Raw genomic sequence first — 12,528 nt, 5'->3', positions numbered from 1 at the left:
GGCGCCAAAAAATTAACCGCTTGAGACCTGGCGCGGCGTGTGCATTGTGCGCTGCAACTCGATGTTGCTGTGCAGCATTGATACAGCTGTCGCGAAGCCGCCCGTGGGGGGAGGCTGGCGTCAGCCTCGATCAAGGAGCCTCCCCATGGCCGACTCGAACCACTACTACGTCCGTCCGGTCGCCGGCGTCTGGCACGTGACCTGGAACGACTCGCCCGAGCTGATCAGCTCCTGCCCGAGCCAGCACGAAGCCGTGGCCCTGGCCCAGCTTCTGGCCCGCCACATGACCAGCCAGGGCCGCTACGCCGAGGTTCACATCGCCGAGCCGGAAGCCCGCCGTCCGACCTGGGGCCGCAAGGGCCTGGCCGGCGCGGCCGCCGCCGCGGCCTGATCCCGAATTTTTCAATCTAGGCTGACTTCCAAGCCGCTCCGACGCCGTCGGGGCGGCTTTTTCTTGGGCTGTTTCAGAAGGTTGGCGTGCCTGCTCCTCCCCCGCTTGCGGGGGAGGGGGACCACGAAGTGGTGGAGGGGGCGAGACTGGGCGCTGAGCGCGCGGTCGCCCCCTCCGTCACGGCGCCGATGGCGCCGCGCCACCTCCCCCGCACGCTTCGCTACGGGGGAGGTGTTTGGTCAACGCCAATGGGAGCCAGTCTTTCTTCAGCCTAGCCACGCGCCGGCGGCCGTCTCCAGCGCCCGCACCGCCTCGACCGGCGAGAAGGTGCTGGGGTCCAGGCAAAGCTCCAGCCACAGCCCGTCGACCATCGCCGTCAGGCCGATCGCCGCTAGCCTGCGGTCGCGCGCGCCGCAGTCGGCCAGCAGGGTCTCCAGCCGCGCCCGGTAGGCGGCGTAGGAGGCCGCGTGGATGGCGGCGATGCGGGGCTTGGTCTTGACCAGGCTCCAGAAGCCGATCCAGGCGGCCAGCAGGTCGGCGTCCAGCACTGGCGGTGTGAAGCTGGCCCCCAGATAGGCCGAGAGCCGCGCGCGGGGATCGCGATCCGCCGCCGCCACGGCCGCCTCCAGCGCCGCGTCGATCCGCTGGTCCACGGCCTCGTAGGCGGCGGCGATCAGCTCGTCCACGCCTTCGAAATAGTGCCGCAGCAGGCCGGGCGAGACGCCGGCCTCGGCGCAGATGGTCCGCACCGAGGTTCCGGCCACGCCTTCGCGGGCCAGCACGGCCTCGGCGGCGGCGACCAGGGCTTGGCGGCGGACGTCGGGGGTTTCGCGGGTGAAGGGTGCGCGGGTCATGGTCTCAAGACCCAAAAATGCTCGTCATCCCGGAAGCCGCGCAGCGGCTATCCGGGACCCAGGGGACTGGGCGCCGAGGTTGGGTTAGCCGCCCTCCCGGTCGCCGGCGCGATGCGGCGGCCCCTGGGTCCCGGCTCTTCGCTGCGCTGCGGCCGGGATGACGGGCTTGGTTTGGGGAAGAGGCCTTCACCATCCCTCCGGCGGCCGAGGCAGGCGGCTTTCCGGGATCAGCGCCCGCAGCTTGCGGCCGAAGCTGCGCAACGACACCTCGCTGGTCGCCAGCGGCCCTGCCGTGAAGGTGCGCGAGGCCATGCCCTGCTGCACCCGCGCCACCAGCTCGGTGTCCTCGGCGTTGACCTGGCGGTTGATGCGCCAGTTGAGATAGCGCGCCGCCTTCATCTCGCGCCGCTCGTCGGGCAGGGCGTAGGCGATCTCGCGGATCATGGTGGTCGTGGCCGAGACGGGGATGAACTGCATGAAGTCCACCTGGTCGGGATAGATGTCGAAGGCGAAGTTCGGCCAGAGCTTGAAATAGGTCCAGAGGCGCTTGCGGTCGTCCGGCAGGTGCGGAACGTCGGGCAAGATGTCCTGATAGAGGCGCTCGGACGGATTGCCTGACGGCTCGTCGATCAGCTGGCCCCACATCTTGTCGACCCAAGTTTCGGCTTCGACGCCATAGCCCTTGCCGAACAGCCGGGTCAGGCCCGGGTGGGCGATCGGGATGTGCAGGCCGTCGGAGTAGTTGTCGCTGATGTTCTTCCAGTTGACGTCGCGCGGCCGCAGGGTGACGCGGCCGAACGGCTGCAGCTCCTCGAACCGGTAGTGGGCGACCTCGGCCTCGTAGGGGGCCATCATGTCGGCGACGCTGGGGCCGTCTCCCTCCAGCCGCACGAAGACGAAGCCGCGCCAGATCTCCAGGTCCAGCCTGGCCAGGCCCTGCTTGTCCATCTCCAGCGCCGGATAGTCGTCGCGCATCGGCACGCCGATCAGCCGGCCCTCCAGGTCGTAGGTCCAGGCGTGGTAGGGGCAGACGATGCGGCCGCAGCGGCCGGTCGGCCCGTCCAGCAGCCGCGCGCCCCTGTGGCGGCAGACATTGGCGAAGGCCCTGGCCCCGCCGTCCTTGCCGCGCACCACCACCAGGCTCTCGCCCACGAAGTCGAAGGTGTGGAAGTCGCCGGCTTTCGGGATGTCGTTGAGGTGGCAGACGATCTGCCACGACGGCCGAAAGACCTTGTCCTGCTCCTCGCGGAAGAACCGCTCCGAGCCGTAGATCCAGCCGGGCAGGCCCCAGTCGGATTGGGGGTCGTGATTGGAGATCATGTTCATCGCGGAACCTCTCCGAAGAAAGCGCGATCCCTCCCCCTTTGATGGGGGAGGGGCAGGGGTGGGGGTGACAGCGTGTCCGAAAGAGGCGCGGCCTGTGCGACGGCCGCCGCCGTGGTCACCCCCATCCCCGGCCCTTCCCCCATCGAGGGGGAAGGGAGAAGCGCGCGGCCCATCACCGCCCCACCACGGCCAGCTTCACCGCCGTGGTGAAATCCTTGTCGCGCAGGATCTCGCGGGCGGCGTTGCGGCCCGGATTGCCCGACACCCCGCCGCCGGGGTGCGTGCCCGCCCCGCACATGTAGAGGCCCTTGATCGGCGCCCGGTGGCTGGCGTGGCCCAGCAGCGGACGGGCGGCCCACAGCTGATCCAGCGACATGTTGCCGTGCATGATGTCGCCGCCGACCAGGCCGAACTTCCGCTCCAGGTCCAGCGGCGACAGGATCATCCGGCCCAGCACCGAGGCCTTGAAGTTCGGCGCCCACCTGTCGACCGTGTCGATGATCAGGTCGGCGGCCGCCTCGCGCTCGGCGTCCCAGGACCGTTCGTCGGGCAGGGTCGGGGCGAACTGCTGGCAGAACAGGCTGGCCACGTGCTGGCCGGGCGGGGCCAGGGTGGGGTCGATGGTCGAGGGGATCAGGATCTCGACGATCGGGGCCTTGCTCATGCCGCCAGCCTTGGCGTCGCGATAGGCGGCATCCATGTAGTCGAGGCTGGGGGCGATGACGATCCCGCTCTGGTGATGCTCGGCCGTGGCCTTGCCGGGCAGGGCGGTGAAGTCCGGCAGCTCCGACAGCGCCACGTTCATGCGGAAGGTGCCCGAGCCGTTCTTGTAGCCGTCGATCGCCTTGCGGAAATCGGCCGGCAGGGCCGAGGGGGCGACCAGTTTCTTGTAGAGCAGGGCCGGATTGACGTTGGCGCTGACGATCGGGGCCATGATCTGGCGGCCGTCGACCAGCTGTACGCCTACGGCCTTTCCGCCCCCAGGGGCGTTTTCGACGTGCACGCCCTCGACCGGCGCGTTCAGCAGGATCTCGACCCCGGCCTTCTCGCAGGCCTTCGCCATGGCCTGGGTGATCGCGCCCATGCCGCCGACGGCGTGGCCCCAGGCGCCCTTCTTGCCGTTCACCTCGCCGAAGGTGTGGTGCAGCAGCACATAGGCCGAGCCGGGGGTGTCGGGGCTGGCGTAGTTGCCGACCACGGCGTCGAAGCCGAAGGCGGCCTTGACCGGTTCGCTCTCGAACCAGCCGTTCAGGAAATCCCGGGCGCTCTTGGTGAAGAGGTCGAGCAGGTCGCGCTTGCGCTCCCGCGACAGCATGGCCAGCCGCCCGCCCTGGCGCAGGGCCCGCAGGACGCCCGGCAGGCCGTCGCCGAGATTGGGCGGGGTCTCCTGGGCCAGGTCGCGCAGCACGTCGCCGATCTCGTCGAGCATGGCGTAATATGCCGGCAGCACCTCGGCGTCGCGGCGGCTGAACTTGCGGAACTGTTCCTGGGTGCGCTCCAGGCCGCCGCCGAGCTTGATGTATTTGTTGTCGGAGATCGGCAGGAAGTTGGAGATCGGCCGCTCCAGGAAGGTCAGGCCGAACCCGTGCAGGTCCATGTCGGCGATGACCCGCGGATTGAGCAGGCTGACCGTGTAGCTGGCCACGGAGTTGCGAAAACCCGGGTGGAACTCCTCGGTCACGGCCGCCCCGCCGACCACGCCCCGGGCCTCGCAGACGGTGACCTTCATGCCCGCCCGGGCTAGGTAGAAGGCGCAGACGAGGCCGTTATGGCCTCCGCCGATGATCACGGCGTCGCGGGTGTCGGTCATCGTCTCTCTCCCCAGGAGGCGTCTGGGAGAGAGGTTGCTATACGAGTGTAAAATAGTCCAGCGGCGAGCGGAGAAACCTCTCCCATAGGGAGAGGGGGGGGCCGCTGCGAAGCAGTGGGAGGGTGAGGGGTTTCAAACTGTCGGGCTTAGGCGCGGGCCTGGAGGTTCCACCTGCCGGCGGTGAAACCTCTCACCCTCCCACGCCTTGCGGCGCGGGCCCCTCCCTCTCTCAAAGAGAGAGGGATCAGGAACTAGTGCTTCCCGCGATCGCGCCCGAAGTTCGGCTCGGCGCTTTCCTGGCCGGCCGCGACGATGCCCCGGCGGATCGCCCGGGTGCGGGTGAAGTGGGCGTGCAGGGTGTCGGCGTCGCCCCAGCGGATGGCGCGGCTCATGGCCTGCAGGTCCTCGGTGAAGCGGCCCAGCATCTCCAGCACCGCGTCCTTGTTGGCCACGAAGATGTCGCGCCACATGGTCGGGTCGCTGGCGGCGATGCGGGTGAAGTCGCGGAAGCCCGAGGCCGAGTACTTGATCACTTCGTTCTCGGTGACGTTCTCGAGGTCGGCGGCGCTGCCGACGATGGTGTAGGCGATCAGGTGGGGCAGGTGGGAGACGACGGCCAGGACGAGGTCGTGGTGCTTCTCCTCCATCAGCTCGACCTGGGCGCCGAACGAGCGCCAGAAGGCCGACAGCTTGGCGACGGCGGCGGCGTAGGCCTCGTCGTCGCGGTCGGCCAGCGGGGTCAGAATGGTCCAGCGGCCTTCGAACAGCTCGGCGAAGCCGGCGTCGGGCCCCGACTGCTCGGTGCCGGCGATCGGGTGGCCGGGGATCGGGAACACCTTGGCCAGTTCCGGGGCGCGGAAGGCCTCGGCGATGGTGGCCTTGGTCGAGCCGACGTCGGTCAGGGTGGCGCCGGGCTTCAGGTGGGGGGCGACGGCGGCGGCCACCTCGCCGATCGACAGCACCGGGGTGGCGATAACCACCAGGTCGGCGTCCTTGACCGCTTCCGCCAGATCGCCGGTGACGTGGTCGGCCAGGCCGATCTCGATCGCGCGGGCGCGGTGGGCCTCGCTGGCGTCGACGATGGTGACCTCGCCGACCACGCCGTGGGCGCGCGCGGCCAGGATCACCGAGCCGCCGATCAGGCCGGCGCCGACGACGGTCATCTTGGGATAGAGCAGGCCGGTGGGTGACATGGCTTTGTTCTTATAAGCCCTCCCCCTCGATGGGGGAGGGTTGGGTGGGGGTGATGCGGCGGTCGATCGTAGTGCGGCGGAGCGGCGGGGGTCACCCCCATCCCCGACCCTTCCCCCATCGAGGGGGAAGGGAGGTTTCCTACCGCCCCACGAACTCGGCTAGAAGATCGACGACCGCGCGGTTGTGTTCCTCGCGGCCGATGGTGATGCGCAGTGAATTGGGCAGGCCGTAGTTGGCGACGGCGCGAACCAGATAGCCCTTGCTGGCAAGGAAGGCCTCGGCGTCGAGGGCGGTCTTGCCCGGCGTCGTCGGAAAGTCGACCAGCACGAAATTGGCTGCCGAGGGCGTGACGGTCAGGCCAAGGCCGCCCAACTGCTGGGCCAGCCACGGCCGCCACTGCTCGACCAGGGCCACCGAGGCGGCCTCGAAGGCGCGGTCGGCCAGGGCGGCGATCGCCGCTTCCTGGGCCGGGACCGAGGTGTTGAACGGCGGCCGGATGCGCTCGATCGGATCAATGATGTCGGCGTCCGCATAGCCCCAGCCGACCCGCAGGGCGGCCAGGCCGTGGATCTTCGAGAAGGTGCGGGTGACGACGACGTTCCGGGCCTCGCGCGCCAAAGCCAGGCCGTCCTCGAAGCGCGGATCGGTGCAGAACTCGGCATAGGCGCCGTCCAGCACCAGGATCACCGACGGCGGCAGGGCCGCGTGCAGGTCGCGGATCTCTTCGCCCGTCAGCCATGTGCCCGTGGGGTTGGCTGGGTTGGCGACGAAGACGATGCGGGTGCGGTCATCGACCTGCTTGAGCGTTTCGTCGATGTCGATGCGACGGTTCGGCTCGGCGGCGAAGCGGACTTGCGCCTGGCAGGCGCGCGCCCCGATCGCGTAGGCGGCGAAGCCGTGCTCGCCCTGGACTATGTTGTCGCCGGGTTCGAGATAGGCCTGGCACAGCAGGGCGAAGATCTCGTCGCTGCCGTCGCCGAAGGTCAGGCGCTCGGGCTCCAGGCCGTAGCGTTCAGCGACGGCGGCGCGCAAGGCCATGGCCTTGCCGTCCGGATAGACGTGCAGGCGGTCGGCCGCGTCGCGATAGGCGGCCTTGGCCTGCTCGCTGCAGCCCAGGACGTTCTCGTTGCTCGACAGCTTCACCGGATGGGCGATCCCCTCGATCTTCGACTTGCCGCCCACATAGGCGGCGATGTCGAGAATCCCCGGCTTGGGCAGCGGACGGGGCGAGGCGGAGCGGTCGGAAGCGGTCATCACGGGTCTCGGCGGGCGCCTGGAAGAGGCGCGGCCCTACTTACACGTCGAAGGGAACGGGGGCAGCCCCGACCACGCCCGACAGCTGGCCCGGCGCGCGGGCGAGGCGCTCGTCGTCGCGCTGGTAGAAGCCCGACAGCGAGAACAGCTTCAGGCCGCCGGCCTCGGCCACCGGCTCGGCGGCGACGCCGTCGGCGCCCAGGGCCTCGACGATGGCGGATGCGCTCTTGACGCTATCGGTGACCCAGAAGGTCTGGTCGCCGCCAGTGGGCTCGACCTCGACCTCGGCGACCGCGAAGGCGGCCTGCGGACCCCAGCGGGTCAGGCAGGGCAGGGCGGCGAAGATGTTGAGAGTCGGCTCGGCCAGCAGGCGGCCCCACCAGGCGCTGCCTGGTTGCAGGCCCAGCACCGCCACGCCCCACGGCGTTTTGGCGGCGGCCAGGGCGTCCTTCTCGGCGGCGACCACGGCCATCGGCGGGGCGGCGCCGAAGCGCGAGCGGGCCAGCTCGACCGTGCGGCCGTCGCCCCAGACGGTGAGGTGGAACGGGCCCTGGCGCGACAGGCTGTCGGCCATCAGCTCGCGCCAGATGCGGATCAGCAGGGCGTCGGAGGCTTCGTTGCGCGGCGCGTCCAGCAGCTTGCGGACGATCAGAGCCTCGCGGCCGGGGCGCAGGCCAAAACCGGTGTCGCCGGCGGCGCGCTTGGCCGTGGCGACGGCGCGCGACAGGCCGGCCCGCTCGTCGATCAGCGCGAGCAGTTGGCTATCGATGGCGTCGATGCGCCATCGGACCTCGTCCAGCGAGGGCGGCGTCTCGTCCGCGTCGCGACCCATGTCTATCCCCGAAAATGAGGGCCGGAACATAGACTTTGCCGCGAAGGGCGCAATAGCCGCATCGCCGGGGAAGGAAATTGCGTTGGTCTAAGATCCCTCTCTCAAAGAGAGAGGGTTTGGGTCAGCGCGGCACGTACACCTGCGGCGACGGCCCCGTGTCGAACGGGCCCAGACGCGTGCGGCCGTTCTGGAAGTCCAGGGTGGCGCTGAGGGTCGGGTCCTGGCCGGCGGCCGCGGCGATCGCGGCGGCGGCCGAGCGGACGTCGGTGATCGCCTCGGCGGGGCTGGGCTTCTCGCGCACGGTGACGTCGAGGGCGCCGCGCAGGCGGCCGTTCGGATCGACGGTCAGGGCGCCGGACTTGGCCTCGATCAGGGCGTCGCCGGCGGTCAGCTTGCCGCTCTCGACGCTGATGGCGCCGCCGGCGGCGGTCCAGTCGCGCACCGCGTCGGTCCAGTTTTCGCCGCGCAGGGTCGAGGCCTTCGACAGGCGCGAGTCCCAATAGAGCGAGGCGGTGCGGTCTTGGGCGATGCGCCCCAGCAGGCCGGTGAAGGCCACCTTGGCGCCGTCGGCCTTGAACAAGATCGCGGCCTGGTCGTCCGGTCCGGCGCGCAGGTGCAGCTGCAGGGCGTCGGTCGAGCTGATCGGGAAGGGCTCGACATCGGCGGCCGTGGTGAACACCAGCTTGGCGCCCTCGATCGAGATACGCGGCGGATACTGGTCGAAGCCGGCCAGGCTGGCGCGCAGGGCCTGCCCGGTAACGACCACGTCGCCCTTCTCCGGACGGGTCAGCACCACGCCGGCCGGGGCGACGATCATCCAGTGGCCGACGCCGTAGATCATCGCCTCGCCCTTCAGCTGCGGCGCGCGAACGGCCCAGCCCGAGGGCTCGGCGACACGGGCGTTTTCCAGCCGCACGTCGAGGCGGAAGGGGAAGCCGGTGACCTCGCGACGGGTCCAGGAGAGGTCGTAGCCCTCGGCCTTCAGGTGGGCGGCGGTGGCGTCCATCCGCGTGACCATCTCGTTGCGCAGCCAGAACCAGCCGACGCTCCAGACGATGCAGACCAGGGCCGCGAGGACGAAAGGCAGGACCAGGCCGCGACGGCGGGGCTTGCGGGACGGCGTCGGGTCGCTATGGGTCATGGGCGAAGGGGCTGTTCCGGTCGGTGAGGGTGTCAGGCGTGTCGAGCGAGCAGCCGCGGGGCGGCGATCGTTGGGTGTTCGGTTACGGATCGCTGATGTGGCGGCCCGGGTTCCCGTTCATAGACCGAAGAACGGCGGTCCTCCATGGGCGCAGGCGCGCCTTCTGCATCTATTCGGTGCATCACCGGGGGACGTACGAGCGGCCTGGCCTGGTGCTGGGCCTGGCTCCGGGCGGGGCTGTGCGGGGCGTGGCCTATCGGGTGGCCGAGGCCGCCTGGCCCGAGGTCTACGCCTACCTGCGCGAACGCGAGCAGCCGACCGAGACCTATTTCGAGGCCTGGTCGAAGCTGAAGATCGACGGCAACGGCGAGGTCCCGGCCCTGGTTTTCCTGTCCGACCGCAAGCACGGCCAGTGGGCGGGCGCGCTGACGCTCGAGCAGCAGGCGGAATTGATCGCGGGGGCGCGCGGGCTGTCGGGGCCGAACATCGACTATCTGCGCGATCTGGTCGGGCACCTGCGCGAGGACGGCGTGCGCGATCACGCGATGGAGGCGTTGCTGAAGATGGTCGAGGCTAGGGAGGGCTGAGCCGCCCTGGCGGGCGGCCCCCTCCGGCCCTCCGGGCCACCTCCCCCAGAGGGGGAGGATTTATGGCGCCAAGATGCTCCCCCTCTGGGGGAGCTGTCGCGGAGCGACTGAGGGGGACGCCGCAGGCGTCAGATGTGCTCGTCCTCCAGCGCCTTGGTCGCGGTGTCGATCCGCGTCTGCAGCTCGCGCATGAACTCGCCGCGCTTGAGGCCGGCGGGGATGGGCGGCAGGTATTCGAAGACGATGACGCCGGGCTCGACCAGCAGGCTCTTGTGCTTCCAGTGCTGGCCGCAGTTGAGGGCCAGCGGGGTCACCGGCAGCTCCAGCTCGCGATAGAGCGCGGCGATGCCGGGCTTGTAGTCGCCGGGCTCGCCGACCTTGCCGCGCGTGCCTTCGGGGAAGATCACGACCTGGCGGGTCTCCTTCATGCGGTCGATGGAGTCGCGGACCAGCTTCTTCAGGGCCGTCGAGTGGCCCTTGCGATCGACGACGATCATCTTGGCCTTCAGGCCGTGCCACCCGAACAGCGGCACCATCAGGAGCTCTTTCTTCATCACGAAGCAGGCGTCGGGCAGGATGGCGAACTGGCTGAAGACGTCGAACATCGACTGGTGCTTGGCCGCCACCAGCGCCGGACCGGTGGGAACGTATTCCTTGCCGCGCACCTCGACCTTCACCCCCGCCAACACGCGCAGGGCCAGGATCACGCCCTGGGACCAGAAGCGCAGCACGGCGCGGTTGGCCGCGCGCGGCATCAGCAGGGTCACCAGCATCAGCGTGGCCAGGGTGGCCGACCACAGCCAGAAGAACAGCTGGAACAGGAACGAGCGCAGGTAGATCAAGTGTCTTTTTCCTTCGCCGACGTCTCGGCGGTCTTGTCTTTCGGACCAAGGTTCAGGAACGCCTCGCGCCCCAGGATCGCCAGGTACTTGCAGTATTCCACGATCATCCGCCGGGCGGTGTGGCTGCGCTTCCACCAGCGGCGGGCGTTGAGGCTTTCGGTGGCCACCGGATAGGCGTGCAACTCGACGTCCGGCATGGTGGCGTGCAGCTCCAGCATCGAGCGCGGCATGTGGTAGTCGGCGGTGACGACGATCAGGCTCTCATAGCCGCGCGCCTTGGCCCATTCGGCCGTCTCGCGAGCGTTGCCGACGGTGTCGGCGGCGGCGAAGCCCAGGTCCACGCAGCAGTCGTAGATCGGCTTGACGGCCTTGGTGACGTCCTGGACGTCGGCGCGGGTGGCCTCGCGGTTGACGCCCGAGATCAGCAGGCGCTTGCCCTTGCCGGCCTCCAGCAGCTTGGTGGCCGCCTCCAGGCGCAGGTTCGAGGCGCCGGTCAGCACCACGACGCCGTCGGAGACGGGGGGATCGGCCGCCGGGGTCGAGCGCTCCACCCGCGAGGTGAAGGCCAGCAGGCCCAGGGTCCAGATCATCACCACGATCAGAAAGGCGGCGATGCTCTTCACGGCATGTCCTTCAGCAGGCGGAGGGCCGCGGCGCGCGCGGCCAGCCCCGCGACCAGCGCGGCGATCAGCGGGCAGGGCAGGGGCGCCAGAAGGTCGATCCACGCCAGCGGCAGCACCGGCGTGAGGCCCGTGCCGCCCCCCGCCAGCCGCGCCGTCACCCCGACGATGACCGCGGCCGCGCCGCCGAGCAAGCCCGCGCTGGCGGCCATGGCCGCGAAACGGTTCTGGAACAGCCTGGCGATGAAGCCGGCCTCGGCCCCGGAAAGGTGCAGCACCTCGATCACCTCGTGCCGCGCAGCCAGGCCCGCCCGGGTGGCGAAGGTGATGACGGCGGCGGCGGCGGCGGCGATCAGGGCGAAGACGCCCAGCGCCGCCCAGCGGGCCAGGCCCGCGCCGCGCTCGATGTCGGCGATCCAGCGGCTGTGGTCGTCGACGATGGCGTCCACGGCGGCCTCGCGCAGGGCCTTGGTCAGGGTCTCGGCGGAGGCCGGAGCCTTGGGGTCGAGGTCGAGGGTGACGAGGCGCGGGGTCGGCAGGTCGGCGACCAGGGCGTCGCGGCCGATCCACGGCTCCAGCAGGGCCTCGGCCTTGTCCTTCGTGAGCGCTTGCGCCTGGGTGACGCCATTGACCCCGGCCAGGGTCTCGGCGGCGCGGGCGGCGGCGCTGTCGGGCGTTTCGCCGGCCTTGGCGCGGACGACGACGGTGGCCGAGCCGGTCAGCTGGGCGCTCCAGCCCTCGGCGGCGCGGTTGGCGGCGAGAGCGGCCAGGGCGGTCAGGCAGGCCAGGAAGCACAGCACGGCGACGACGAAGACCAGCGCTCCGTCGCGGGCGTCGCGCGGCGGCAGCAGCGGGCCGGGCTTCCAGCGGTTGATGTCGAAAGGACCGCTCATCACGCCTCGCCCGGCTCGATCAGGCGGCCGTGCTCCAGGTGCAGCACGGGGCGGGCGGCGCGGGCGACTAGCTCCTCGTCGTGGGTGGCGATCAGCACCGTGGTGCCCAGGCGGTTGAGCTCAACGAACAGCCGCAGCAGGCGCAGCGACATCGCCGGATCGACATTGCCGGTCGGTTCGTCGGCCAGCAGCACGTCGGGCCGGTCGACCACGGCGCGGGCGATGGCCAGGCGCTGCTTCTCGCCGCCCGACAGGGTGGCCGGCAGGGCGTGCATGCGCTCGCCCAGGCCCACCCAGTGCAGCAGCTCGGCGACGTCGTCGCGATAGGTGGCCGGCTTGCGACCGGCGATGCGCAGGGGGAGGGCTGCGTTGTCGAACACCGACAGGTGCTCGAGCAGGCGGAATTCCTGGAACACCACGCCGATGCGGCGGCGCAGGAACGGCAGGTCGCCGGCGTGGACCAGGCTGATGTCGCGTCCGAACAGCTCGACGCGACCCCGTGACGCACGATGCGCCAGATAGATCAGCTTGAGCAGCGAGCTCTTGCCCGCGCCCGAGGCGCCGGTGAGGAAGTGAAACGACCCGGGGGCAAGGGAAAAGCCGACGTCGCGCAGGGTTTCGGGACCCCGTCCGTAGCGCATCGACACGCCTTCGAAACGGACCACGGGAACGGCGTCGAGGTCCTGATCTGCGCCGGTCCGCACGGGTGTGTCGATGGGGTTTCTGGACATCAGGGTTAAAATCGGCGACCTCCAATGCTGTAAAGCGGGGATGACCGATTCGC

The 12,528-nt window shown here is 70.1% G+C and carries 13 protein-coding genes; 2 read left to right on the top strand and 11 right to left on the bottom strand.

Going from position 1 to position 12,528, the window contains the following annotated elements; translation table 11 throughout:
* Nucleotides 1-145 precede the first annotated feature (145 nt).
* Nucleotides 146-391 carry a hypothetical protein gene (locus AC2YHT_RS01270; protein ID WP_487287787.1) on the top strand — a complete coding sequence of 82 codons (246 nt, stop codon included), beginning with the start codon at nt 146-148 and terminating at the stop codon, nt 389-391.
* A gap of 266 nt (nt 392-657) precedes the next feature.
* Here AC2YHT_RS01270 and AC2YHT_RS01265 read toward each other — a convergent pair whose 3' ends face one another.
* The 7 genes from AC2YHT_RS01265 to AC2YHT_RS01235 all read right to left on the bottom strand — a co-directional run bounded on the left by AC2YHT_RS01265 (nt 658) and on the right by AC2YHT_RS01235 (nt 8,802).
* Nucleotides 658-1,245: a TetR/AcrR family transcriptional regulator gene (locus AC2YHT_RS01265; RefSeq protein WP_487287786.1), complete on the bottom strand. Its 588-nt coding sequence runs from the start codon at nt 1,243-1,245 to the stop codon at nt 658-660.
* A 186-nt stretch (nt 1,246-1,431) separates the two neighbouring features.
* Nucleotides 1,432-2,571, bottom strand: coding sequence for an aromatic ring-hydroxylating oxygenase subunit alpha (locus AC2YHT_RS01260; protein WP_487287785.1), 1,140 nt, complete (start codon nt 2,569-2,571; stop codon nt 1,432-1,434).
* Nucleotides 2,572-2,743: 172 nt separating this feature from the next.
* On the bottom strand, nt 2,744-4,381 hold the full coding sequence (locus AC2YHT_RS01255; RefSeq protein ID WP_487287784.1) for a phytoene desaturase family protein: 1,638 nt from the start codon (nt 4,379-4,381) through the stop codon (nt 2,744-2,746).
* A 251-nt stretch (nt 4,382-4,632) separates the two neighbouring features.
* Complete coding sequence (locus AC2YHT_RS01250) at nt 4,633-5,574, bottom strand: prephenate/arogenate dehydrogenase family protein (RefSeq protein ID WP_487287783.1); 942 nt, start codon at nt 5,572-5,574, stop codon at nt 4,633-4,635.
* A 139-nt stretch (nt 5,575-5,713) separates the two neighbouring features.
* Nucleotides 5,714-6,829: a histidinol-phosphate transaminase gene (gene hisC / locus AC2YHT_RS01245; RefSeq protein WP_487287782.1), complete on the bottom strand. Its 1,116-nt coding sequence runs from the start codon at nt 6,827-6,829 to the stop codon at nt 5,714-5,716.
* A 40-nt stretch (nt 6,830-6,869) separates the two neighbouring features.
* Nucleotides 6,870-7,661 (bottom strand): chorismate mutase, encoded by a 792-nt coding sequence (locus AC2YHT_RS01240; RefSeq protein ID WP_487287781.1) that lies wholly within the window; start codon nt 7,659-7,661, stop codon nt 6,870-6,872.
* A gap of 121 nt (nt 7,662-7,782) precedes the next feature.
* The gene (locus AC2YHT_RS01235) at nt 7,783-8,802 is read right to left on the bottom strand and encodes a DUF2125 domain-containing protein (RefSeq protein WP_487287780.1); all 1,020 of its coding nucleotides are present in this window, start codon (nt 8,800-8,802) and stop codon (nt 7,783-7,785) included.
* A gap of 38 nt (nt 8,803-8,840) precedes the next feature.
* Here AC2YHT_RS01235 and AC2YHT_RS01230 point away from each other — a divergent pair, with 38 nt between their 5' ends.
* Entirely contained in the window at nt 8,841-9,389 is a 549-nt protein-coding gene (locus AC2YHT_RS01230) for a gamma-glutamylcyclotransferase (protein WP_487287779.1), read from the top strand.
* Nucleotides 9,390-9,517: 128 nt separating this feature from the next.
* On the opposite strand, the gene AC2YHT_RS01225 is transcribed toward AC2YHT_RS01230, so the two are convergent.
* The 4 genes from AC2YHT_RS01225 to ftsE are packed head-to-tail and all read right to left on the bottom strand — an operon-like array spanning nt 9,518 to nt 12,475.
* A complete protein-coding gene (locus AC2YHT_RS01225) occupies nt 9,518-10,231 on the bottom strand; it encodes a lysophospholipid acyltransferase family protein (RefSeq protein ID WP_487287778.1) in 714 nt (237 codons plus the stop codon).
* Complete coding sequence (locus tag AC2YHT_RS01220) at nt 10,228-10,854, bottom strand: YdcF family protein (protein WP_487287777.1); 627 nt, start codon at nt 10,852-10,854, stop codon at nt 10,228-10,230. Before AC2YHT_RS01220 ends, AC2YHT_RS01225 begins: the two co-directional genes overlap by 4 nt.
* Nucleotides 10,851-11,744 carry a cell division protein FtsX gene (locus AC2YHT_RS01215; RefSeq protein ID WP_487287776.1) on the bottom strand — a complete coding sequence of 298 codons (894 nt, stop codon included), beginning with the start codon at nt 11,742-11,744 and terminating at the stop codon, nt 10,851-10,853. Before AC2YHT_RS01215 ends, AC2YHT_RS01220 begins: the two co-directional genes overlap by 4 nt.
* On the bottom strand, nt 11,744-12,475 hold the full coding sequence (gene ftsE, locus AC2YHT_RS01210; RefSeq protein ID WP_487287775.1) for a cell division ATP-binding protein FtsE: 732 nt from the start codon (nt 12,473-12,475) through the stop codon (nt 11,744-11,746). Before ftsE ends, AC2YHT_RS01215 begins: the two co-directional genes overlap by 1 nt.
* Nucleotides 12,476-12,528: the final 53 nt, after the last annotated feature.

It is taken from the genome of Caulobacter sp. SRI_008 (assembly GCF_057586355.1).
This window is presented reverse-complemented; position numbering and strand designations above follow the sequence as displayed.